A 22,294-nucleotide genomic window follows, 5' to 3' on the forward strand; every position below is an offset into this window, starting at 1 on the left:
GATGAGCCCCTCCCGTTCCGCCCCCTCGTCGATTGCAGCCGCGGCACTGGCGGGCGCGCTGATGAGCGCCACGGCCGCCCATGCGGCGGACTGGACGATCCAGGTCCGTGACGCCGGTGGCGCACCGGTGCCGAACGCAGCCGTCGCCGTCGAACTGAAGGGCCAGCCGGCCAGGCCCGCGACCGGTGTGACCGCCGAGATGTCCCAGCGGGACCGCCAGTTCCAGCCACAGCTGCTGGTGGTGCAGACCGGCACGGCGGTGAACTTCCCCAACTTCGACACCGTCCGGCACCACGTCTATTCGTTCTCGCCGACGAAGAAGTTCGAGCTCAAGCTGTACTCGGGCACGCCGTCGGAGCCGGTGGTCTTCGACAAGGCCGGCGTGGCGCAGCTGGGCTGCAACATCCATGACCGGATGAGCGCGCACATCGTGGTCGTCGACACGCCGGTGTTCGGCATCACCGACGCCAGGGGCGAGGTCAGGCTGAACCTGCCGGCGGGCGATCACCGCCTGCGTCTGTGGGCGACGCGCCTGGGCAACGCCGCGCCGACCGCGCAACCCATGACGGTGGGCGCGGGGGCGGCGGGCGTGCTGAAGGTCGAGCTGAAGGACTGACGCCGCGATGCGCTGGCCGGACTTCCTCAACCTGCGGCGGCTGGAAGGGCGCATCGTCGCGTTGTTCCTGGCCTTGCTGCTGGTGGTCCAGGTGCTGAACCTCACGCTCATCAACGAAGGCATCGGTCGCAACGCGCGGGCCTCGGTGGCCGAGGAACTCGAGGCCAGCGAGCGCATCCTGATCCAGTTGATCGACGAGGACAACGAGCAGCGCGGCCTGGTGGCCGACCTGCTGCAGTCCGACCACGGCCTGCGCGAGGCGGTCGCGCAGGGCCTGCAGGGCGAGGAACTGCGCGCCACGCTGCAGGACGTGTTCACCAACCTGAGCGAACGCGGCGACGCCGCCTTCATCGGTTATGCCAGCGACGCCTTCGAGCTGGTGACGGCCACCGACCCGATCGCGCGCCGGATCGCGCCGCTGCTGCGCGGCGTGACGCGGCAGCAGCAGGGGCGCACCCAAAGCCAGCTGCTGCTGCTCGACGGCAAGGCCTATCAGGTGGTCGTCGCGCGCATGCGGGCGGCGGGGCTGGGTGGCTGGATCTTCACCGGCTTCGAGATGAGGAACGAGCAGCTGGAGGAGCTCAAGCGGATCGTTCACATCCAGGGCGTGCTGCTCACGCAGGCCGCGCCGGGGCAGTGGCAGGTGCTGTCGAGCGTGCTGGATCCCGCGGCGACGGCGCGCGCGGTGCAGGCGATGCCGGCGATCGCGACGGCGGAGCGCGCCACGCACACCTTCCATCTGGAACTCGACGGCGAGCAGTTCCAGGCACGCCTGCAGCCGCTGGCACACGGCGGCGACATGGAGAAGACCGTGGCGGTGCTGCTGCTGCGCTCGGTCGACGAGGCGGTGGCGCCCTACCGCCGTCTGCAATGGATGCTGCTGGGCGTCAGCCTGGCCGGGGTGGTGCTGTTCGCGATCGGCGCGGTGCTGACCGCACGACGCATCAGCGGCCCGGTGAAGGCACTGGCGAGCGCGGCGCACCGGCTCGGCCAGGGGGACTACGCGCAACCCGTGGAGCGCCCCTCGCGCGACGAGATCGGTGATCTGGCCGAGGCTTTCGAAGCGATGCGCCAGGGCATCCGGGCGCGCGAGGAAGAGGTGAACCGCCTCGCCTTCTGGGACCCGCTGACCGACCTGCCCAATCGGGAGCAGTTCCAGCAGGCCCTCGCGAGACGGATGGCGGACAGCGACGTGCGCTTCTCGCTGCTGATGCTGAACCTGGATCGCTTCAAGCATGTCAACGACGTGCTGGGGCGTCCCTTCGGCGACCGGCTGCTGCGCGCGGTGGCGGACCGGCTGCAGCACCTGCTGAAGGATGAGGTGAGCCTGATCGCGCGGGTGGGCGGCGACGAGTTCCTGCTGATGATCGAGGGCGCCGGCGCGACCCGGGCCGAATCGATCTGCAGGCGCATCCAGCGCGACTTCGAACGGGCCCTGAGCATCGACGATCAGACGGTGGACCTGTCGGCGGGGATGGGCGTGGCGCTGTATCCGCAGCACGGGCGCGATCCGATGCTGCTGCTGGCGCGCGCGGAGCTGGCGATGCACGCGGCCAAGCGCGGACAGAGCGGCTGCGAGGTCTATGCACCGAGCATGGATGCGGCCAGCCAGGAATCGCTGTCGCTGCTGAGCGAGTTGCGGCACGCGATCGACGCTGGCGAACTGCGCTTGTTCCTGCAGCCGAAGGTGGATCTGCACGGCCAGAAGATCTCGGGTGTGGAGGCGCTGGTGCGGTGGCAGCATCCGACGCGCGGCCTGGTGCCGCCGATGGAATTCATCCCGTTCGCCGAGCAGACGGGCTTCATCCGCCAGATCACCGCGTGGGTGCTGCATGCCTCGGCGCAGGCGTGGATGGCCTTGCAACGGGATGGCCTCGCGCTGCCGATCAGCGTGAACCTGTCGACACGCGACCTGATGGACCAGGACCTGCCGATCAAGGTGGCGGACCTGGTGGCGGGCGTGCCGCCGCCGGCGATGTGCCTGGAGATCACCGAGTCCGCGATCATGGACGACCCGCAACGCGCGCTGCAGACCCTCGAACAGTTGCACGCGCTCGGTTTCAAGCTGTCGATCGACGACTTCGGGACGGGCTACTCGTCGCTGGCGTATCTGAAGCAGCTGTCGGTGGACGAGCTGAAGATCGACCGCAGCTTCGTGATGAACATGGAGCGCGACATCGACGACGCGAAGATCGTGCGCTCGACGATCGAGCTGGCGCACAACCTGGGGCTGACGGTGGTGGCCGAGGGGCTGGAAACGGCCAAGCAATGGACGCTACTGCAGACGCTGGGCTGCGACCAGGGCCAGGGCTACTACCTGTCGCGGCCGATGCCGGCGGAGAAGTTCGCCGATTGGCTCCGCGGCTGGCAGCCGCCGGACCTGGGAGACGCGCGAGCGAACACCATTCTGGCGGGGTTGTGAGGGGCAGGTCTTGCCCTGGATGAACGTCGGCTACCGTGCTGGATTCGACGCCTGTCAGGAATCTCTGTCCTCAAGGGCATCACACAGCGCCTCAAGCCCCGCGCGCACGGTCTGCGCGCGCACCGCATGCCGGTCGCCGGTGAAGTGTTCCTTCCACACGCGCACGCGCTGGCGGCCGTGCATCAGCGCCAGCCACACCGTCCCCACCGGCTTGTTCTCGGTCCCGCCGCCCGGTCCGGCCACGCCGGTCACCGCGATCGCCCAGTCGATCGGCGCGTGCGCCACCAGCCCGCGCGCCATCTGCTCGGCCACTTCCCCGCTCACCGCGCCGTGCAGGGTGATCAGCGCCGCCGGCACACCGAGCAGTTCCGTCTTCGCCTGGTTGGTGTAGCTCACCACGCCGCGCTCGAACCACTGGCTCGATCCCGCCAGGCTCGTGCACGCCGCCGCGATCAGCCCGCCGGTACAGGACTCCGCGGTGCCCATGCGCTCCTTGCGCTGGATCAGCGCCAGGGCGATGCGTTCGATCAGTTCGGATTCGTCGGGAAACAGCATGGGGATCTCCTCATTGCAGCAACACCCTCGCGCCAGCCAACACCACAAGCGTACATCCGGCCGCCACGAGATCGTCGAACAGGATGCCGAAGCCTTGCCATACCGTCACCGGCTGTCCGGGTTCGATCTTGAACAGCGCGTCAGCCCAGCGCACCGGCCCCGGCTTCGCCGCGTCGAAGAAGCGGAACACACCGAACGCCGCCAGCTGCCACCAGAAGCCCGCCGGCATGATCAGCCACAGCACGAGCCAGATCGCGACGATCTCGTCCCACACGACCGAGCCCGGATCGCAGGTCCGCAGGTTCCGCGCGGTGACCGTCGAGGCCCACCAGCCGATCGGGATGCTCGCGGCAATCACCACGCCCCACAGCAGCGGCGTCAGCCACAGGTTCAGGATCGCGAACGCGGCCCAGCCCCACAGCGTGCCCACCGTGCCCGGCGCCTTCGGCGCCAAGCCGCTGCCGAAACCCATCGCGATCCAGTGCGCGGGGTGCCTCGCCATGAAGCCGAAAGTCGGACGCACCGCGCTCATGATTTGAAGTGGTCGAAACTCTGCAGCGAGCCCTGCAGCGGACGGCCCGCGCCATCGACGATGCGCAGGCCGGGTGCTTCATCGATGCGGCCGATGCGGTACACCGGCGTGCCGGACGCGCGCCCCGCATCGAGCACGCGCTCGCGCCCATCCGCAGGCGCGGTGAAGACCAGTTCGTAATCGTCGCCGCCGCTCAGCAGGCACAGCTGCTGGATGTCCTCCGGCATCGCGCCCAGCACCGCCGAGCGCGGCAGGTCCGCGAGCCGCAGCGTCGCGCCGACGTTGGAGCGCTTCAGCACATGGCCGATGTCGCCGGCCAGCCCGTCCGAGACGTCCACGGCGCTCGTCGCGATCCCGCGCAGCGCGCGGCCGAGCGCGACACGCGGCTCGGGCATTTCCATCCGCAGGCGGGCTTCGTCGAACTGCGCCGCGCTCAGCGACAGCGTGCCCCGGAACACCTCCAGCGCCAGCCGCGCATCGCCGAGCGTGCCGCTGACCCAGACGTCGTCGCCCACCTGTGCGCCCGAGCGCAGCAGCGCCTGGCCAGCCGGCACTTCGCCCATCGCGGTGATGTTGATGTTGAGCGGCCCCGCCGTCGTGTCGCCGCCGGCGAGCACGATGTGATGCGCGTCCGCGAGCTCGAACAGCCCCTGCGCGAAGCCCGCCAGGAAGGTCTCGTCGACGCGCGGCAGCGCCAGCGACAGGAAGAAGGCCTTCGGCGTCGCGCCGCAGGCCGCGAGGTCGCTGAGGTTCACCGCCAGCGCCTTGTGGCCGAGCCGCCGCGGCGACACCGTCGACAGGAAGTGCCGGCCCTCGACCAGCATGTCCGCCGTCACCAGCCATTGATGGCCCGCCGACGGCGTCAGCACCGCGCAGTCGTCGCCGATGCCCAGCGCCACCGCGCCCCCCTCGGTCCGGCCGGCGCGCCCCGCGCGGCCGAAGAAGCGGTCGATCAGGTCGAACTCGCCCAGTGGCCGGCCATCCCGGCGCCCGCCCGCACCCGATGCGTCAGAAGAATCACCCATGGGCGGCATTGTCGCCGCGCAGCAGGTTGGACAGTTCGACCGCGGACTTCACATCCATCTTCTCGAAGACCCGCGCGCGATGGACTTCCACCGTGCGCACGCTGATGTTGAGCTGGTCCGCGATCAGCTTGTTGGGCAGGCCTTGGACGACGAGCTGCATCACCTCGCGTTCACGCTCGGTCAGGTCGCCGACGCGATGACCCAGGGCCAGCTTCGCGTCGCGCGCGGCGATCGCCTCCGCGCTCTGCGCAAGCGCATGCTCGACACGGTCCACCAGCGCGTTGTCCGAGAAGGGCTTCTCGACGAAGTCGTAGGCGCCCTGCTTCACCGCCGCGACCGCCGTCGGCACGTCGCCATGGCCGGTCAGGAAGATCACCGGCAGCGTCTCCAGCAGGCCGCGCTCGATGAGCCGCTCGAACAACGCCAGGCCACTCATCCCGGGCATCCGCACGTCCAGCAGCAGGCAGCTCGGCGCCGACGGCCAGTCGCGCCCGCTGCGCGGCAGGCCGTCCAGCATCGACTCGAAGGCCTCGGCGCTGCCGAAGCCTTCGGACAGCAGCCGCCGCGAGCGCAGCAGCCAGGCAAGCGCGTCGCGCACCACTTCCTCGTCGTCGACGAGGTAGACCATCGGCAGGGACTGCGGCTTCATGCGGACGACTCTCCAGATCCAGTGACGGGGAAGCGCTCGGTCCCGGACTTCAGGGCCGAACCAGGCGCATCCTCGCACGGCAGGCTGAAACGGAACTCGGTCCCGGTCGGCGACGCGGGCGCGACGCGGCTTTCGAAATCCATGGCGCCGCCGTGCTGCTCCACGACCGTGCGGCACAGGCTCAGGCCCAGGCCCATGCCCTCGGTCCGGGTCGTGAAGAAGGGCGTGAACAGCTGGCGCGCCACTTCCGGCGGAATGCCGGGCCCGCGGTCGATCACCGCGAAGCTCAGCCAACGCGGCTGCAGCCGTTTCACCTGGATGATCAACGTCCGGTCGGCCAGCGGCGTCGGACCGTCCATCGCCTGGATCGCATTGCGGGTGAGGTTCAGCAGCACCTGCTCGACCATCGTCCGGTCGCAGCGCACGCGCGGCAGGCCCTTGGACAGGTCCATCTCGATGCGCGCGCCGCTCTTGCGCGCCTGCAACCGGATCAGCGGCAGCACCGCGTCCAGCAGTTGCTCCACGTTCACCCATTCACGCGCCGCCTCGCGGCGACGGACGAAGTCGTGCACGCTCTTGATGACGCGGCCGGCGCGCTCGGCCTGCTCGGCGATGCGCGTCACGGCCTGGCGCACCATCGCCGGCGTCTGGGGATCGTCGGCCTCGCGCACCATCAGGTTGATCGAAGCCGTCGCGTAGCTCGCGATCGCCGCCAGCGGCTGGTTCAGTTCGTGGCTCAGCAGCGAGGCCATCTCGCCCACCGTCGCCAGCCGCGCCGTCGCCTGCAGCCGGTCCGACTGCTGGCGCGACAGCTCCTCGACCTTGCGCTGCGCGCTCAGGTCCAGCACCGCGCTCATCCAGCCGGTCTGCTGGCCTTCGGCGTTCAGCAGCGGCGCCTCGTAGATCATCACCGGGAAACGCTCGCCCGTGCTGCGGGCGAAGACCGTCTCGAAGCCCTCTCGCGGCGGCAGCCCGGCTTCCCAGCGCGCCTCGCGGTCGTGGTGCCGGCGCCAGTATTCATCGGTGAACTCCGGCGGCCAGTACGGCGGCGCGTGCGGCGGACGGCCGGTGTTGACCACCTCCTCCGCCGGGTAGCCGACCATCGCACAGAAGGCCGGATTCACGTAGCTGATGTTGCCGTCCAGGTCGCGCGCGCGCAGTCCCGTGATCAGCGAGTTCTCCATCGCCTGCCGGAAGGCCAGCGACTCCGCCAGCGCGTGTTCCGCCTGCGCGCGCTTGCGGGTGTCGCGCGCCAGGATGATGACCAGCGCGAACAGCGCCATGGACAGGCCGAGCACCAGCGCCGTCGCCAGGTTCGGGATCAGCTGCGGCCGTCCGGTCGCGTTGTCGACGCGCAGTTGAAGGCTCAGGCCGGGCAGGTCGAGCAGGCGCTCCGACAGGTAGAAGCCGCTGCCGCGCGTCAGGCCGGTGCGCGCCAGGCGCGTGCCGTCGCCCTCGACGAAGGACATCTCGAAGCGGCGCGCCTGGTCCTGCGAGATCGACTCCTCCAGCAGCGGCCGCAGGCCCATCGTCGCGACGACGTAGGAGCGCGGCTCCCCGGCGCGCACGCGCGGCAGGCAGAGGTCGGCGACCTCCATGCCGTCGCCGCCCGGACCCGGCACGAAGTACGAGCGCGAGAACAGCGGCGTGCCCTGCCGCAGCGCGGCGATGCAGGCGAGTTCGGTCTCGATCTGCAGCTGCTCGCGTGCCAGGACGGAGAACAGCGGCGGCGCGTAAGGCGAGTCGACCGCACGCCGGACCTGGCGCTCGGAGTCGCGCAACTCGATGCGCAGCAACACGCGCGTCTGGCGCAGCTGCGCGGCGGCGTTGCCGCGCCAGTCGTCGTCCTCGGCCCACATGAGGCCCTGCAGTCCTTGCAGGTCGCGGCCGATCAGCTGCTTGGCGCGCGCGGTCACCTCGGCCGCCGCCAGGTCCGACGCCTCCTGGGCGCGCGCCGCTTCATGGCTCAAGGTCAGCGACAGCAGCAGCGACTGCGCGATCAGCAGCAGCGCGACCAGCGTCCCCCACAGCAAGGCGCGACGCCAGCGCCGCGGCCGGGCGCCCGGTGCCGACGGGGTGAAGGGAGCGGCGGGCCGCATGATGGTCGGAGCAGGCAAGCGGATCGAAGGGGCGTCGAAAGGAATGTCGGCACGTGACGCGTGAACGCGGCGTGAACGCAGCATGAAAGGCGATTGAAAGGATCGCCCGGGCGCGCTGCGCCAAGCGCCTGGCAAGTGTCTCGCGCGCGTGCGGGGCAGGCAGTATGGCGCGCTGGAGGCCCCTGGCGATGCGCAGTTTCGCGTATGTGCCTGCGGCCCTCCCGACATGCAGCATACGCATAGTCCGCACTGCCGCCGTCGGGGCGGACTCCTACAATCGCCGACCCGGCCCACGACGGCGGACCGGTTTCAACCAGAAGAGTCCCCCATGTCCACGTCCGAAGAAAAACGTGCGCAGTTGCGCCAGGCCGCTCTCGAATATCACGAGTTCCCGACCCCCGGGAAGATCGCCATCGCGGCCACCAAGCAGCTGATCAACCAGCGCGACCTGGCCCTGGCGTACTCGCCGGGCGTGGCCGCCGCGTGCGAGGAGATCGTCGCCGACCCCGCCAACGCGTTCCGCTACACCTCGCGCGGCAACCTGGTCGCGGTGATCTCCAACGGCACGGCCGTGCTGGGCCTGGGCGACATCGGACCGCTGGCCTCCAAGCCGGTCATGGAAGGCAAGGGCGTCCTGTTCAAGAAGTTCGCCGGCATCGACGTCTTCGACCTCGAGATCGACGAGAAGCACAACCTCGACAAGCTGGTCGACGTGATCGCCGCGCTGGAGCCCACCTTCGGCGGCATCAACCTCGAGGACATCAAGGCGCCGGACTGCTTCTACGTCGAGCGCGAGCTGCGCAAGCGGATGAAGATCCCCGTCTTCCACGACGACCAGCACGGCACCGCCATCGTGGTCGCCGCCGGCCTGCTCAACGGCCTGAAGGTCGCGGGCAAGGACATCAAGTCGGTGAAGCTGGTGACCTCGGGCGCCGGCGCCGCCGCCCTCGCCTGCCTGAACCTGCTGGTCAAGCTGGGCCTGCCGCGCGAGAACATCTGGGTGACCGACCTGGCCGGCGTCGTCTACGAAGGCCGCACCGAGCTGATGGATCCGGACAAGGCCATCTACGCCCAGCCCACCGAGCAGCGCAGCCTGCGCGACGTGATCGCCGGCGCGGACATCTTCCTGGGCCTGTCGGCGGGCGGCGTGCTCAAGCAGGACATGGTCGCGTCGATGGCGGCCACGCCGATCATCTTCGCCCTGGCCAACCCGAATCCGGAAATCCAGCCGGAGGACGTCCACGCGATCCGCAACGACGCGCTGATGGCCACGGGCCGGACGGACTATCCGAACCAGGTCAACAACGTCCTGTGCTTCCCCTACATCTTCCGCGGCGCGTTGGACTGCGGCGCGACGACGATCAACGACGAGATGGAGATCGCCGCCGTCCTCGCGATCGCCGAACTGGCGCAGGCGGAACAGAGCGAGGTCGTCGCCGCCGCGTATGCGGGCGCGAACCTGAGCTTCGGCCCCGAGTACCTGATCCCGAAGCCCTTCGACCCGCGCCTGATGATGAAGATCGCCCCGGCGGTCGCGCTGGCGGCGGAAGCCTCCGGCGTCGCGCTGCGTCCGATCGCCGACATGCCGGCCTACCTGGAGAAGTTGCAGAGCTTCGTCTACGCCTCCGGCACGACGATGAAGCCGATCTTCCAGATCGCGAAGAAGGCCAAGCACAAGCGCGTGGCCTACGCCGAGGGCGAAGAGGAACGCGTGCTGCGCGCCGTGCAGATCGTCATCGACGAGGGCATCGCCCGCCCGACGCTGATCGGCCGTCCGCAGGTCATCGCGCAACGCTGCGAGCGCTTCGGCCTGCGCCTGCAAGAAGGTCGCGACTACGACGTGGTGAACACCGAGTTCGACCACCGCTACCGCGACTACTGGCAGACCTACCTCGAGATGACCGAGCGCAAGGGCGTGACCCAGCAGCTCGCCAAGATCGAGATGCGCCGCCGCCTGACGCTGATCGGCGCCATGATGCTGCACAAGGGGGAAGTCGACGGGATGCTCTGCGGCACCTGGAGCAATACCGCGATGCACCTGCAGTACATCGACCAGGTCATCGGCAAGCGCCCCGGCGTCAAGACCTTCGCCTGCATGAACGGGTTGATCCTGCCGGGCCGCCAGCTCATGCTCGTCGACACGCACGTCAACTACGACCCGACCGCCGAGCAGATCGCCGAGATCACGCAGATGGCGGCCGAGGAAATGATGCGCTTCGGCCTGCGTCCGAAGGCGGCGCTGCTGTCGCACAGCAATTTCGGCTCGAGCAACTGCCCGTCCGCGATCAAGATGCGCGACGCGCTGGCGCTGATCAAGGAGCAGGCGCCCTGGCTGGAGGCCGACGGCGAGATGCACGGCGACGCCGCGCTCGACCCGCACTACCGCGACCAGCTGGTCTCCAAGAGCACGCTGACGGGCGAAGCCAACCTGCTGGTCATGCCCAACATCGACGCGGCGAACATCAGCTACAACCTGCTGAAGACGGCCGCCGGCGGCGGCATCGCCATCGGGCCGGTGCTGCTGGGCGCGGCCAAGCCGGTCCATGTGCTGACGCCGTCGGCCACCGTCCGCCGCATCGTGAACATGACGGCCCTGACCGTCGCGGACGCGAACGCGGCCCGCTGAGATCCGGACGGGTTCCTTCGGAAATCCAGTCGCGCGCGGTCTCGCATCCCTGGCCGGACGATTGCCCGGCGACCGAAGATTATTCGGTCGCCGGGACCCTCACGCCCCTGGACGGGGCCCGCGGAGGGCCTTTAAACCCGACCTGCGACCCTGCCTATATAAAAAGTTTGTAGCGGCTCACCAGTCGATTTCTGGCGGATGACTACCAACGCTGGCTGAGCAAAGACCGAATGTGTGCGCACGCTCACAGTGCCGCTTTTTAGGGCATTCAGGGAGCCCCCGGCTTGAGCATTCGGGTCCGTTTCTGTACCATCTCGGTTTCAGAGTTCAGGGTTAACCCTCTCTGACCCCACCCATGCCACCGACGATCGCAGGCTCCCCTGCGGGTTCTGTCCGGGGCCACGGCGAGGGTTGGACATGAACTCGGAACCCCATCTAGGAGGAACGCGACAATGCTTTTGCAGACAGTCCGTCCCAACATCGTGCAGGCGATCAGAGCCTACCGGGTCGAGGACTTGATGCAGGCCGCGCAGGACGCCGGCCAACACTTCCTGTACGCCGACCTGGCTCCAGCGGAGACCAAACAGGACGTGCTGGAATTGATAGCCAGCAATTTCCTGTTCCCGGCGCACTTCGGAAAGAACATGGAAGCGCTGTACGACTGCATGACCAATCTGGTCCACAAGTCGGGCACGCAACCGGGTTTCGTCGTGGTGCTGGACCAGTTGCCGGACCATGCGAAGTTCGACCGTGAGGCGCGCGAGCAGTTGCTCGACGTCTTCCGCGAGGCCGCCGATTTCTGGGCCGAGCGGAAAGTCTCATTCCGGTGTTTCTATTCTTTTCAGTAGCCCGCTCCCAAGAACAAGGGTCATGGGAGCGGGCGACTGAAGTGGCCCCCGAAGCGAAGCCGGTGCTCAAGAGCACCAAGGCGAATCCGAATCCGAACTTCGGCATGAACATGCCGATGATGTGCAGCGCCTTCGATACGTCCATGTGGCTCAGCGCCGCGTGATCCGTTGAAGAACGACTGACCCTCGGGTCCGATGCAGAAGGCCTTCCGGCGACGGAAGGCCTTTTTGTTTGAGCCGCCATCGAATCGCGCGGAATCGCGTGCAGTCGCGTGGAGTCGCGACGCGCTCAGCCCTGGACAGCCAGCGCCAGCGCGACGAACTCCGCCACCGGCACTTCCTCGGCGCGACGCTGCAGGTTGAACTCGCCCTGGAAGCCGCGGGCCTCCAGCCACTTGCCGAGCGAATGCCGCAGCAGCTTGCGGCGCTGCGAGAAGGCCGACGCGACCAGCTCGCTCAGCAACGCCTCGTCGATCTTCGCCGGCGCCGACAGCGGCACCATGCGCACGATCGCCGAGTCGACCCGCGGCGGCGGATCGAAGGCTTCCGGCGGCACGTCGAACAGCGCCTCGACGTCGTAACGCCACTGCAGCATGACGCTCAGCCGTCCGTAGTCCTTGCCGCCCGGGCTGGCGGCCATGCGGTCGACGACTTCCTTCTGCAGCATGAAGGTCTGGTCGACCACGTGGTCCACGAAGCCCAGCAGGTGGAACAGGATCGGCGACGAGATGTTGTACGGCAGATTGCCGACGACCTTCAGCTTGCGGCCGCGCTCGGCGGCCAGCGCGGCGAAGTCGACCTTCAGCACGTCGGACTCGATGACCGTCACGTCGCCGCGCTTGCGCATCCGGGCGGCGAGATCGCGGTCGAGCTCGATGACGGTCAACGGCCGGCTGGACGCCGGCAGGCGCTGCAGCAACGGCAACGTCATCGCGCCCAGGCCCGGGCCGATCTCGACCATCGCCTGGTCCTCGCCCGGCGCGATCGCATCGACGATGCCGTCGATGATGGCCTTGTCGGTCAGGAAGTGCTGGCCGAAGCGCTTGCGCGCGACATGTCCCATGAACTCAGTCCCGGCCGCTCAGTCCAGCCACTCGCGCGTCTCGATGAAGGCGCGGGCGCGCAGTTCCTTCATCCAGTCGTTGTAGGCGTCGTCGTACTTGCGCTCGCGCAGCGCATTGCGGGCCTGCTCGCGCAGCTGCTTCGTGTCGAGCACCACGTCGCGGCGCTCCATCACCTGGATCAGGTGGATGCCGAAACGCGACGGCACCGGGTCCGAGATGCCCTTGAGCGGCAACGCGTCCATGGCCTGCTCGAACTCGGGCACGAAGCCGCCCGGCGAGACCCAGCCCAGGTCGCCGCCTTCCTGCGCGCTGCCGTCTTCCGAGTTGGCGCGGGCCAGTTGCTCGAAGGTGGCGCGACCGGACTCGATCGCGCGCTTGAACTCGACCAGCCGGCGGGTGGCCTGCTCGGGGCTCAGTTGCTCGGACGGACGCAGCAGGATGTGGCGCGCGCGGGTCTGCACGACCACGTTGATCGAGGCCTTGCCGGTCTGGCGCTCGATCAGCTTCAGGACGTGGAAGCCGGCCTCGGAGCGCAGCGGCTGCGGCCGCACCTCGCCGTCCTTCAGGTCCTTGACCGCGTCGACGAAGACGTCGGGCAGCTTGTCCGCGGCGCGCAGGCCGATCTCGCCGCCGCGGTTCTTGTTGGCGTCTTCCGACACCTCACGGGCGACCTTGGCGAAGTCCTCGCCGGCCTGGATGCGCGCCAGCGCCGCGTCGGCGCGCGCCTTGCGCTCGGCCACGCCCGCCACGCCCAGGCCCTCCGGCACCGGCACCAGGATCTGCGCGATGTTCAGCTGCGCGCGGCCCTGCAACGCAGCCTGGCGCTCTTCCAGGTACTTGTCGATGTCGCCGTCGGTGATGCGGATGCGACCTTGCACCTCGCGTTCGCGGACACGTTCGCTCAGCATCTGGTCGCGCAGGTTCTCGCGGAAACGCTTGAAGTCGATGCCTTCGGCGGCCAGACGCTGGCGCAGCTCGGGCAGGGTCAGCTTGTTCTGGGTGGCGACGTTGGCGACGACACGGTCGAGTTCGGGCTCGTCCACGCGCGGGCCGTTCTCGCGGGCGTAGGTCACGACCACGCGTTCATCGACCAGGCTGTCCAGCGCCTGCTTGTGCAGCAGCTCGTTGGTGACGGTCTGGCCGCGCTGGCGGGCTTCCTCACGGGCGCGCTCGGTGCGCTGGATCACTTCCGACGCCGCCACGATGTCCGTGTTGACGATCACCGCGATGTAGTCGCCCGGCTTGAGTTGCCGTTGTTCGACCACCGGGCGATTGGCCGCCGGCGCGGACGCCGCCGCGGCAGGCGCGGAAGCCGCGGTCGCAGGGCTTGGAGCGCGCGTCGTCTGCGCCGAGGATGCCGAGCCGGCCAGGGCGGCGGTCAGGGACAGGAGGGCGGCCGCCACCGGCTTGAGATATCGCATCGAACGCAGTTCAGTCATATGTGCCAAAAGCCGAGCGCTCGGAGCTCAGCGAACGGTAACCCGGAATATTGTCTCTCAACACTTTCAGGGCATTGGAACCGAGCGGCGACAGGCCGACCAGCTCCAATTGGAGGATCAGTCGGGTGTTGGTTTCCGCGCGGCCGGTGGCCTGGCGTTCCGCGCCGACGCGCAGGATCCAGCAGCCGGAGTCGTACTCGGCGCCGATCACGGAATCGGTGAAGCGCTTGTCGCGCATGCTGTACTGCAGGCGGCCCGCGCCGTACCAGGCGCCGGCGCAGCCGGGTCCACCGGAGACCGACTTGCGGTCGGGTCCGAACAGCGGCCATTGCCAGGCCAGCTCGACCTGCTCGCTCTGCCCACGGGCCAGGCGATAGGACGCGCTGAGGGTCCGGAACGGCCCCGGCGAATAACGCAGCCGCAGCACGGTCCGTTCGACCTTGCCGTCGGCGGAGTTCAGCTGCAGCGTGCTGTCGGTCCACCAGGCCTGGTTCAAGTGCGCCGAGGCCAGCAGCACCACGTCGGACAGGCGGTGCGTCTGCGGCGTGCCGTCGGGCGTGATCTGCTGGTTGCGGAACAGGTAGCGCTGGACCATGCCCAGGCGCAGTTGCTCCTCGCCGCGCTCGTCCTCGATCCAGCGCGTGGTCGCGCCGAAGGCCAGCATGTTGGCGTCGTTGACGCGGTCGACGCCGGAGAACTGGTTCTCCGCGAAGACCGAATCGAAGTTGTAGTCCCGCGGCGCCGCGTCGAAGTTGGGGATGGCGCTCTGGTCGCGGTACGGCGTGTTGACGTACAGCAGGCGCGGTTCCAGCGTCTGGCGCATGGCCTGGCCGAACAGCGAGGTGTTGCGCTCCAGGATCCAGCCATGGTCGACGCTGAAGGTCGGGATCGTGCGGCCGATCGAGCGCCGGCCGGTCACGTCGATCGCCTGGTCGAGGTTGTAGCTCGCCGCGTTGATCGACATCTTCGGGATCAGCCACCACGCCGCGCCGCTGAAGGGCAGGCTGACGTGGCCGAGCAGGTGCACCCGTTCGCCGGTCTGCGTCTGCGAGCCCAGCGCGCCGCCGGGCAGGTCGAAGCGGTTGTACTCGAGCTCCAGGCCGCCCTCGAGCCGCGCGCGGCGGCCGGTCGGCAGATAACCGGCCAGCACGGATTCGTCCGCGCCGGTCTGCAGCCGCACGCCGATCTGCGGCGAACGCTGGTACGGCGAGGCGAACTGGTCCTCGACCTGCGCGACCTGCAAGGGCTGCCACTTCTGGACCCGCGCGTAGGTCTGCATCTCGCCCCAGTTGAAGCTGAAGTCGCGCTGCGTGCGCAGGTCCGTCGACAGCAGGCGCGGCGTCTGCGACAGCATGCGGCTGCGCAGGTCCTTCCAGTAGTTGTCGTCGGAGACGCGCTCGGTGTGGACGTTGTAGGTCCAGTTCGGCATCACGTCGCCGTCGGCGTTCAGCCGCAGGTCCCAGCGCGAAATGCCGGTGACCCGGTCGTGCGGCAGCAGCGCGTAGTCGATCTGGCCGCGGTGCCCCGGCTCCAGGTAGCGGAACTGGGTGTCGACACCGGGACCGCGGCGCGTCATCACGAAGGGCGTGATCGTCGCGTCGCGGTTGGGGGCGATGCTCCAGTAGAAGGGCTGGCTGTACTCGACGCCGCTGCGGTTGTCGATGTTGACGTTGGGCGGCAGCAGGCCGGACTTGGGCTGGTCGCCGAGCGGGAAGCTCAGCGACGGCGCGGCCAGGATGGGCACGCCGAGGAAACGCACCACGGCGTCCTTGGCGACGCCCTCGCCGGCATCGAAGTCCAGGTTCAGGCTGCTGGTGACCAGTTCCCAGTCGCGCTTGCCCTTTCCGCTGGCGGCATCGGCGGCGTCCTTCTCCCCCTTCTCCGACACCGGGCAGGTCGAGTAGGTGGCCTCGTCGGCCCGCATGCGCTGGTCGCCGAGGAAGTGGATCGCCCGCGCGCTGCCGCTGCCGCCGGTCGCGGCGAAGAAGTAGGTCGGGCTCTGGAGCTGGCCTTCGAACTTGTCGACGAAGAGTTCCAGCTTCGGTCCGCGCAGCACGGCGCCGTTCTGGCTGAGCTCGACCTCGCCCTCGGCCGTGGCCAGGTCCTGCGGGTAGTCGTAACGCAGCGTCTTCGACCTCAGCAGCATGCCGCCGTAGCGCAGCTGGACGTCGCCCTCGGCGGTGGAGGTCTGGTCCATGTCGCTGGTGATGCGGTCGGCGCTCAGGGCCATCGCGGGACGGGCGTCCTTGCGCTTGGTCTGGTGCAACTGCTTGACCGACTTGAGGATCAGCGGCTGGCCGGCGGACTCCTGCGCTTGCGCGGAAGCCGCGGAGAACGCGGGCAACGCGACCGCCAGGGCGGCAGCCAGCGAGATCGGACGGGGACGGGAAACCGGTGGGCGCATCAGGCGGGCAGCGTCTTGCAGAGGTCAGGCGGCCGCGCGTCGATCGCGCCGCGCTGCCCGGGGTTTGTAGAATCATTATCCACGAGGCTCGCGAGCCGGCAGGACCGCCGGAGCGCCTTGTCACCGACCCCGGGGCCGCTCGCGCAGCGGCCCTTCTGCTTCCCCCGCCGATGACCCCTTCCGCCCCGCACGCATCGTCCCCGCTCTGGCCCGATGCCGACCGTGCCGCCCGATTCCATCGCTGGCTGGCGCCCCTCGTGGCGACGCACGGGCTGCGCGAGGACACGCTCGCCGCGGCCAGCAGCGACGCGGGCTTCCGCCGCTACCTGCGCATCGCCACGGCGGACGGCGGCACGCGGATCGTCATGGACGATCCGGCCTCGCCCAACCAGGTGGCGAGTTTCGTCAAGGTCGGCGCCCTGATGGCCGAACGCGGCCTGCATGTGCCGCAGATGCTCGCGCACGATGCCGGGCTCGGCTTCGCGCTGACGGAAGACCTCGGCACCGCGTCCTACCTGGACGCGCTGCTCGCCGCGCAACGCGCCGGCGACTCGGAAACGCCCCGCGTGCTGATGCGCGACGCCACCGCCGCGCTGCTGCGCTGGCAGACCAGCGACGCAGCCCGCGCCGACGGCGCGCTCCCGCTGTTCGACGACGCCTTCGTGCGCCGCGAGCTGCAGATCTTCGTCGACTGGTGCGTCCAGGCCCACCACGGCAAGACCTGGAACGACAAGCAGCGCGGCTACTGGGACCGCACCGTGGCGCTGCTGTCGGCCAACGTGCTGGCGCAGCCGCGCGTGCCCATGCACCGCGACTACATGCCGCGCAACCTGATGGTCTGTCCGGCGGGAACCGCCGCGGACGCCGCCAGTGCCGTCGGCACCGCGTCCTTCGCCACGCCCGGCATCCTCGATTTCCAGGACGCGGTGATGGGCCCGGTCACCTACGACATCGCCTCGCTGATGCGCGACGCGTTCATTTCCTGGGAGGAGGCCGAGGAGCTCGACTGGGCGGTGCGCTACTGGGAAGGCGCGAAGCGCGCCGGCCTCTTCGGCCTGGACCCGAACGGCGAGGACCCGCACGAGATGGCGCTGGACTTCGGCCTGTTCTGGCGCCGCCTCGAATGGACCGTGCTGCAGCGGCAGCTGAAGATCATGGGCATCTTCTGCCGGCTCAAGCACCGCGACGGCAAGCCGCATTACGCGGAAGACCTGCCGCGCTTCTACGCCTACGTGGTGAAGACGGCGACGCGCTACATCGAGCTGTCGCCGCTGCTGCGCCTGATCGAAGATCTGCAGCCTCAATACACGCAGGTCGGCTTCAGCCTCCGCTGAGCGGCGCAGACGGCGCGCGGGCGTCGTTGCCGTGCTCGCCAGACAGGCAACGATCGCGCCGCGCTGCCTCAGTCGCCCTCGGCGGGCGTGGCGGCGGCCTTGGCGGCCTGAGCGGCCAGGAACTCCTGCGCCGCCCGATACGACGGGCAGCCCGCGGCGGTGAGCCACGGATCCTCGTCCTTCCCGCCGAAGATCTCGACGAGGAAGTCCATGAACGCGCGGGTGCGCGCCGGGACGAACTTGCGGGTCGGCATCGCGGCCCACAGCTGGTAGCTGTAGATGCGCCACTGCGGCAGCACGCGCTCGAGCGCCCCTTCCATCAGCGCATCGCCGACGACGAAGGACGGCAGCCCCGCCACGCCCAGCCCGTGCAGCGCGCAGGCGTACTTGGTGTCGACCGAAGAGGTCGTCATCACCGGCCGGCTGGGGATCGCGAAGAAGCTCTCGGTGGTGAGGCCGTCCGCGCCGCAGCGCTCGAAGGTCACGCCGCGGGTCAGCTCGTGGATGGGCGGCAGCATGACGTCGTGCTGCTTGAGGTCGGACGGATGCTGGGGCTTGCCGCGCCGGCCCAGGTACTCGGGCGATGCGCAGAGGATCACCTCGGTGCGCGCCAGCTTGCGGGCGATGAAGTCGCCCTGCAGCGGGCTGCGGGTGGAGATGACGGTGATGTCGAAGCTCTCGTCGAGCGTGTCGACGGGTCCCGGCGCGACCAGCTCGACGCTGACCAGCGGGTACAGCGCATGGAAGCGCGCCATGTGCCGCGCCAGCTGATGGATCGCGATGGCCGGCGGGATCAGGACACGCAGCGTGCCGCGCGGCTCGTTGGTCGCGGCGGAGGCGAGCGCCTCGGCCTCCTCGATGTCGCTGAGGATGCGGCGGCAGCGTTCGAGGTAGCCCTCGCCGACGTCGGTCAGCGACAGCCGCCGCGTCGTGCGGTTCAGCAGCCGCGCCCCGAGGTGCTCTTCGAGGTCCGCCACCAGCCGCGTGACCACGGCGGGCGCCAGGTCCATCGCACGCGCGGCGCCGGCGAGGCTGCCCTCGTCGATCACACGGGTGAAGACCCGCATCGCCTTGACCTGATCCATCCCGTCTCCTCCGGGCGGACGCCGCGTCGCCGCGAGCCGCCTCTCTGTGCGTCGATCAGCGGACCTGGGCGACCCACGGGCCGCAGACCGGGTCCGCAGCCGTCAGGGGTGCGCGGCGATCACCTGCGCCACCGCGGCGGTCAGGCGCTTGCCGTAGGGCACGTGCAGGAACTCGTTGGGGCCGTGGGCGTTGCTCTTGGGGCCCAGCACGCCGCAGACCATCATCTGCGCGGCCGGGAAGCCCTTCTGCAGCATGCTCATCAGCGGGATCGTGCCGCCCTGGCCGATGTAGCCGACCGGCTGGCCGAAGTGGGCCTGGCTGGCGTCGTCCAGCACCTGGCTCAGCCACGGCGACAGCTCCGGCGTGTTCCATCCGGTGGCGCCGTAGGCGCCGGCACGGCCGTCCGGCACGAAGCTGACCTTGGCGTTGTACGGCGCGTTGTCCTCGAGCAGCGCCTTGAGCTTCAGCGCGGCCTCGTTGCCGTCGATCAGCGGCGGCAGGCGCAGCGACAGCTTGAACGCCGTGTACGGGCGCAGCACGTTGCCGGCGCTCTTCAGTTCGGGGAAGCCGTCCACGCCGGTCACCGACAGCGTCGGCCGCCAGGTGCGATTGAGCAGCACCTCGACCGGATCGGAGGTCACCGGCAGCACGGGGCCGCCGTCCGCGCCGCAGGCCCAGGGCAGTCGCTTGTAGACCTCTTCCTTCAGGATCGCCGCGGTCGCCTGCGCCTGCTCGAAGCGCACGCCGGGGATGTCGCAATGGAAGGACTCGGGCAGCAGCCGGCCGGTCTTGGAATCCTCCAGCCGGTCCAGCACCTGGCGCAGGATGCGGAACGAGGACGGCACCACGCCCGACGCGTCGCCGGAGTGGATGCCTTCGGTCAGCACCTCGACCTTGAGCACGCCGGAAACCATGCCGCGCAGCGAGGTCGTCATCCAGAGGCGGTCGTAGTCCCCGGCGCCGGAGTCCAGGCAGACCACCAGCGACACGTTGCCCAGGCGCGGCCGGAGCAGGTCGATGTAGGCCGGCAGGTCGTAGGAGCCCGATTCCTCGCAGGCCTCGATCAGGCCGACGCAGCGCGGGCGCGGGATGCCCTGCTGGTCCAGCGCCAGCAGCGCGGTGATCGAGGCGTAGATCGCGTAGCCGTCGTCGGCGCCGCCGCGGCCGTAGAGCTTGCCGTCCTCGTACTTCGGCGTCCACGGGCCGAGGTCGGCGCGCCAGCCGTTGAACTCCGGCTGCTTGTCCAGGTGGCCGTAGAGGACGACGGTGTCGGTGCTCTCTGCCTTGGTCGACGGCAGCTCGAAGAAGATGACCGGCGTGCGGCCTTCCTGGCGGATGACCTCCAGCTTCAGGCCGGGGATCTTCTTGCTTTCCACCCACTGGGCGGCGTCGCGGACGACGCGCTCGATGTAGCCGTTGGCCTGCCAGTCGGCGTCGAACATCGGGCTCTTGGCGGGGATGGCGATGTAGTCGGTCAGCGCGGGGACGATCTCCTGGTCCCAGACCTTTTCGGCGAAGGCGCCCAGGGCGCTGATTTCATCGGTCTGCAGCGGCAACGACGGATCACGTGCGTTCATGCGGGTCTCCTGCGCGGCCGGTGGGCCGCCTTGGCTGGGTCCGGGGTCGCGCGGGGCGGCCGGTCCGGGCGGAAAGTGAGGGGATGGGGAAAGGGGGCTGGATCGGTCGATTCTAGGAGCGTGAGCCCAGCCAGGCGCGCAGGCGGGCGAAGACCTGTTCGCGCTCAGGCTCGTTGAAGATCTCGTGCGCCAGGCCCGGGAAGGGCACGGCCTGCACGGCGCCGCCCGCGGCAGCGGCGGCGGCGAAGGCGGCACTGCCGGCGGGGGCGACGCAACGGTCCGCGCCCGCCCACATCAGCAGCGTCGGCGTGGTCCAGCGCGGCACCAGCGGCAGCGTCTCGGGGCCGAAGCTGGCGATCATCTTCGCCAGCGTCGGGGTGATGCGGTTGTGAACCAGCGGGTCGTCCTTGTAGGCCTGGACCACGTCCGCGCTGCGCGAGACCCAGGACGGGTTCAGCCCGTTGCCGACGGCCAGGTGCGGCACCAGCGGCAGCGTGGCGCCGAGCAGCCCGCGCTGGAAGGCGGACAGGCCCGCGTCCAGCGCCGGCGAGCTGAGCACGAGCCCGTCGACCGGCCGCGACCACGGGGCGTTCTCCAGGGCGCCGGCGACGAAGCGGGCGGCGACCGCGCCGCCCATCGAGTGACCAAGCAGGATCAAGGGGCCCCGCCCCTTGCGCTCGTCGGCGCGCAGGCAGTCGATCGTGGCGGCGAGGTCGAGCAGCAGGCTGTCATGCCGGGGAATGTCCCCGCGCGGACCGCCGGAGGCGCCGTGACCGCGCTGGTCGAAGCCGGCGACATGCCAGCCCCAGTCGTTCAGGCGCTGGGCGACGGCCTCGTAGCGGCCGATGTGCTCGCCCAGGCCGTGGACGATCAGCACGGTGCCGCGGGTGGGCAGCGACAGGTCGGCGCCCCATTCCCGCCAGTGCAGCGGGAGGCCGTCATGGCCGGTGAGAGTCTTCATGGGCCCGGAGTGTAGGATCGCCCGGCATGTCCCCCGCCGTGGACGACCCCCACGTTTCGAAGACGATGACGCCCGCCCTGCTCGAGTCCTTCCCGCCCTTCAACCCGGAAGTCCGGCTCCAGCCGCCGGCGATCGAACGCTGGCGGCACGGCCCGGGAACCGACGTGGAGTTCGTCCATGTGCTGGACTCCGGCCGGCCGGGGCCGACGGCGATGGTCGTCGCGCTGACGCACGGCAACGAGTTGTGCGGCGCGATCGCGCTGGACACGCTGCTGAGCCAGCGGGTCACGCCCTTGCGCGGCCGACTGGTGCTGGCCTTCGCCAACGTCGAGGCCTTCGGGCGTTTCAATGCGATGGAGCCGTTCTCGTCGCGCTGCGTCGACGAGGACATGAACCGGGTCTGGGACGACGCCGTGTTGCGCGGTCCGCGCGACTCGGCCGAACTGCGACGGGCGCGCGAGCTTGCCCCCTTCATCGACGCGGCGGACGTGCTGCTGGATCTGCATTCGATGCAGGAGGCCGGCGCGCCGGCGCTGACGATCTGCGGCATGACGGACAAGAGCGTGCCGCTGGCGCGGGCGCTGGGCCAGCCGGAGACGCTGCTGGTGGACACCGGCCATGCGGCGGGCCTGCGGCTGATCGATCGCGGCGGCTTCGCCGATCCGCGCAGCGCCCGGCAGGCGGTGCTGGTCGAATGCGGCTCGCATTGGGAACCGGCGAGCGCCGACATGGCCCTCGACGTCACGTTGCGCTTCCTGCGGCACCTGGAGATGGTCGACGCGCCCTGGGCGGACGCACGACTGCGCGTGCCGTCCCCGGAGCGGCAGCGCCTGGTGCGCGTCGGCGAAGGCGTGACGGCGGTGACGCCGGAGTTCCGGTTCCTGGTGCCGACACACCACCTGAAGGTGATCCCGAACGCCGGCACGCCGCTGGCCGAGGATGGCGATCGCCTGTGGGTCACGCCGCACGACGACTGCGTGCTGATCATGCCGTCGCGCCGCGCCGGTCAAAGCGGACAGACGATGGTGCGGCTGGGGCGCTACGAGGCGTGAGCGCC

General features: G+C 69.6%; 18 protein-coding genes. 7 read left to right on the forward strand and 11 right to left on the reverse strand.

Going from position 1 to position 22,294, the window contains the following annotated elements; genetic code table 11:
- The first annotated feature begins 1 nt into the window (after window position 1).
- Both ACQ4L4_RS19610 and ACQ4L4_RS19615 read left to right on the forward strand, forming a co-directional pair.
- A complete protein-coding gene (locus ACQ4L4_RS19610) occupies window positions 2-616 on the forward strand; it encodes a methylamine utilization protein (protein WP_431100567.1) in 615 nt (204 codons plus the stop codon).
- 7 nt (window positions 617-623) lie between these two features.
- Complete coding sequence (locus ACQ4L4_RS19615) at window positions 624-3,038, forward strand: putative bifunctional diguanylate cyclase/phosphodiesterase (protein WP_431100568.1); 2,415 nt, start codon at window positions 624-626, stop codon at window positions 3,036-3,038.
- Between the two features lie 54 nt (window positions 3,039-3,092).
- Here the strand turns inward: ACQ4L4_RS19615 and ACQ4L4_RS19620 are convergent, their stop codons facing one another.
- From ACQ4L4_RS19620 to ACQ4L4_RS19640, 5 genes are read right to left on the reverse strand one after another with little or no spacing between them, the layout of a single operon-like run.
- Entirely contained in the window at window positions 3,093-3,593 is a 501-nt protein-coding gene (locus ACQ4L4_RS19620; protein ID WP_067281115.1) for a CinA family protein, read from the reverse strand.
- Window positions 3,594-3,603: 10 nt separating this feature from the next.
- Window positions 3,604-4,125 (reverse strand): phosphatidylglycerophosphatase A family protein, encoded by a 522-nt coding sequence (locus tag ACQ4L4_RS19625; RefSeq protein ID WP_431100569.1) that lies wholly within the window; start codon window positions 4,123-4,125, stop codon window positions 3,604-3,606.
- A complete protein-coding gene (gene thiL, locus ACQ4L4_RS19630; RefSeq protein ID WP_431104977.1) occupies window positions 4,122-5,096 on the reverse strand; it encodes a thiamine-phosphate kinase in 975 nt (324 codons plus the stop codon). The genes ACQ4L4_RS19625 and thiL overlap by 4 nt, the downstream gene beginning before the upstream one ends.
- Window positions 5,097-5,142: 46 nt before the next feature.
- Complete coding sequence (locus tag ACQ4L4_RS19635) at window positions 5,143-5,799, reverse strand: response regulator transcription factor (protein WP_431100570.1); 657 nt, start codon at window positions 5,797-5,799, stop codon at window positions 5,143-5,145.
- Window positions 5,796-7,916, reverse strand: a complete 2,121-nt coding sequence (locus ACQ4L4_RS19640; RefSeq protein WP_431100571.1) for a two-component system sensor histidine kinase NtrB — start codon at window positions 7,914-7,916, stop codon at window positions 5,796-5,798. The genes ACQ4L4_RS19635 and ACQ4L4_RS19640 overlap by 4 nt, the downstream gene beginning before the upstream one ends.
- A gap of 310 nt (window positions 7,917-8,226) precedes the next feature.
- Here ACQ4L4_RS19640 and ACQ4L4_RS19645 point away from each other — a divergent pair, with 310 nt between their 5' ends.
- The 3 genes from ACQ4L4_RS19645 to ACQ4L4_RS19655 all read left to right on the forward strand — a co-directional run bounded on the left by ACQ4L4_RS19645 (window position 8,227) and on the right by ACQ4L4_RS19655 (window position 11,536).
- The gene (locus tag ACQ4L4_RS19645) at window positions 8,227-10,524 is read left to right on the forward strand and encodes an NADP-dependent malic enzyme (RefSeq protein WP_431100572.1); all 2,298 of its coding nucleotides are present in this window, start codon (window positions 8,227-8,229) and stop codon (window positions 10,522-10,524) included.
- Window positions 10,525-10,976: 452 nt separating this feature from the next.
- Window positions 10,977-11,372 (forward strand): barstar family protein, encoded by a 396-nt coding sequence (locus ACQ4L4_RS19650; protein ID WP_377159400.1) that lies wholly within the window; start codon window positions 10,977-10,979, stop codon window positions 11,370-11,372.
- A 41-nt stretch (window positions 11,373-11,413) separates the two neighbouring features.
- Window positions 11,414-11,536 carry a hypothetical protein gene (locus tag ACQ4L4_RS19655; protein ID WP_377159398.1) on the forward strand — a complete coding sequence of 41 codons (123 nt, stop codon included), beginning with the start codon at window positions 11,414-11,416 and terminating at the stop codon, window positions 11,534-11,536.
- Window positions 11,537-11,661: 125 nt separating this feature from the next.
- Here the strand turns inward: ACQ4L4_RS19655 and rsmA are convergent, their stop codons facing one another.
- Genes rsmA through ACQ4L4_RS19670 form a run of 3 tightly spaced genes read right to left on the reverse strand, consistent with a single transcriptional unit; the run spans window position 11,662 to window position 16,279 of the window.
- The gene (gene rsmA / locus ACQ4L4_RS19660) at window positions 11,662-12,435 is read right to left on the reverse strand and encodes a 16S rRNA (adenine(1518)-N(6)/adenine(1519)-N(6))-dimethyltransferase RsmA (RefSeq protein WP_431100573.1); all 774 of its coding nucleotides are present in this window, start codon (window positions 12,433-12,435) and stop codon (window positions 11,662-11,664) included.
- Between the two features lie 18 nt (window positions 12,436-12,453).
- The gene (locus tag ACQ4L4_RS19665) at window positions 12,454-13,857 is read right to left on the reverse strand and encodes a peptidylprolyl isomerase (RefSeq protein WP_431100574.1); all 1,404 of its coding nucleotides are present in this window, start codon (window positions 13,855-13,857) and stop codon (window positions 12,454-12,456) included.
- 10 nt (window positions 13,858-13,867) lie between these two features.
- Entirely contained in the window at window positions 13,868-16,279 is a 2,412-nt protein-coding gene (locus ACQ4L4_RS19670; RefSeq protein WP_431100575.1) for an LPS-assembly protein LptD, read from the reverse strand.
- 170 nt (window positions 16,280-16,449) lie between these two features.
- Here ACQ4L4_RS19670 and ACQ4L4_RS19675 point away from each other — a divergent pair, with 170 nt between their 5' ends.
- Window positions 16,450-17,613: an aminoglycoside phosphotransferase family protein gene (locus ACQ4L4_RS19675; RefSeq protein ID WP_431100576.1), complete on the forward strand. Its 1,164-nt coding sequence runs from the start codon at window positions 16,450-16,452 to the stop codon at window positions 17,611-17,613.
- Window positions 17,614-17,681: 68 nt separating this feature from the next.
- Here ACQ4L4_RS19675 and ACQ4L4_RS19680 read toward each other — a convergent pair whose 3' ends face one another.
- The 3 genes from ACQ4L4_RS19680 to ACQ4L4_RS19690 form a co-directional block, all read right to left on the reverse strand.
- Window positions 17,682-18,698, reverse strand: coding sequence for a LysR family transcriptional regulator (locus ACQ4L4_RS19680; RefSeq protein ID WP_377159391.1), 1,017 nt, complete (start codon window positions 18,696-18,698; stop codon window positions 17,682-17,684).
- Between the two features lie 102 nt (window positions 18,699-18,800).
- A complete protein-coding gene (locus ACQ4L4_RS19685; RefSeq protein WP_377159389.1) occupies window positions 18,801-20,276 on the reverse strand; it encodes a M20 family metallopeptidase in 1,476 nt (491 codons plus the stop codon).
- 112 nt (window positions 20,277-20,388) lie between these two features.
- The gene (locus ACQ4L4_RS19690) at window positions 20,389-21,237 is read right to left on the reverse strand and encodes a lysophospholipase (protein ID WP_431100577.1); all 849 of its coding nucleotides are present in this window, start codon (window positions 21,235-21,237) and stop codon (window positions 20,389-20,391) included.
- A 26-nt stretch (window positions 21,238-21,263) separates the two neighbouring features.
- On the opposite strand from ACQ4L4_RS19690, the gene ACQ4L4_RS19695 reads away from it, so the two are divergent.
- Window positions 21,264-22,289, forward strand: a complete 1,026-nt coding sequence (locus ACQ4L4_RS19695) for a succinylglutamate desuccinylase (protein ID WP_431100578.1) — start codon at window positions 21,264-21,266, stop codon at window positions 22,287-22,289.
- The last annotated feature ends 5 nt before the right edge of the window (window positions 22,290-22,294 follow it).

The organism is Roseateles noduli, from assembly GCF_050626985.1.
In the GTDB taxonomy this organism is placed as follows: Bacteria; Pseudomonadota; Gammaproteobacteria; order Burkholderiales; family Burkholderiaceae_C; genus Roseateles; species Roseateles noduli_A.

Excerpts from the sequence above, each read along its gene's own strand:
- ACQ4L4_RS19615 (WP_431100568.1), top strand. The coding sequence starts at position 624 with ATGCGCTGGCCGGACTTCCTCAACCTGCGGCGGCTGGAAGGGCGCATC.
- ACQ4L4_RS19635 (WP_431100570.1), bottom strand. The coding sequence starts at position 5,799 with ATGAAGCCGCAGTCCCTGCCGATGGTCTACCTCGTCGACGACGAGGAA.
- ACQ4L4_RS19690 (WP_431100577.1), bottom strand. The coding sequence starts at position 21,237 with ATGAAGACTCTCACCGGCCATGACGGCCTCCCGCTGCACTGGCGGGAA.
- ACQ4L4_RS19680 (WP_377159391.1), bottom strand. The coding sequence starts at position 18,698 with ATGGATCAGGTCAAGGCGATGCGGGTCTTCACCCGTGTGATCGACGAG.
- ACQ4L4_RS19665 (WP_431100574.1), bottom strand. The coding sequence starts at position 13,857 with ATGCGATATCTCAAGCCGGTGGCGGCCGCCCTCCTGTCCCTGACCGCC.
- ACQ4L4_RS19645 (WP_431100572.1), top strand. The coding sequence starts at position 8,227 with ATGTCCACGTCCGAAGAAAAACGTGCGCAGTTGCGCCAGGCCGCTCTC.
- ACQ4L4_RS19695 (WP_431100578.1), top strand. The coding sequence starts at position 21,264 with ATGTCCCCCGCCGTGGACGACCCCCACGTTTCGAAGACGATGACGCCC.
- rsmA (WP_431100573.1), bottom strand. The coding sequence starts at position 12,435 with ATGGGACATGTCGCGCGCAAGCGCTTCGGCCAGCACTTCCTGACCGAC.
- ACQ4L4_RS19650 (WP_377159400.1), top strand. The coding sequence starts at position 10,977 with ATGCTTTTGCAGACAGTCCGTCCCAACATCGTGCAGGCGATCAGAGCC.
- ACQ4L4_RS19625 (WP_431100569.1), bottom strand. The coding sequence starts at position 4,125 with ATGAGCGCGGTGCGTCCGACTTTCGGCTTCATGGCGAGGCACCCCGCG.
- ACQ4L4_RS19675 (WP_431100576.1), top strand. The coding sequence starts at position 16,450 with ATGACCCCTTCCGCCCCGCACGCATCGTCCCCGCTCTGGCCCGATGCC.
- ACQ4L4_RS19620 (WP_067281115.1), bottom strand. The coding sequence starts at position 3,593 with ATGCTGTTTCCCGACGAATCCGAACTGATCGAACGCATCGCCCTGGCG.
- ACQ4L4_RS19670 (WP_431100575.1), bottom strand. The coding sequence starts at position 16,279 with ATGCGCCCACCGGTTTCCCGTCCCCGTCCGATCTCGCTGGCTGCCGCC.
- ACQ4L4_RS19610 (WP_431100567.1), top strand. The coding sequence starts at position 2 with ATGAGCCCCTCCCGTTCCGCCCCCTCGTCGATTGCAGCCGCGGCACTG.
- ACQ4L4_RS19685 (WP_377159389.1), bottom strand. The coding sequence starts at position 20,276 with ATGAACGCACGTGATCCGTCGTTGCCGCTGCAGACCGATGAAATCAGC.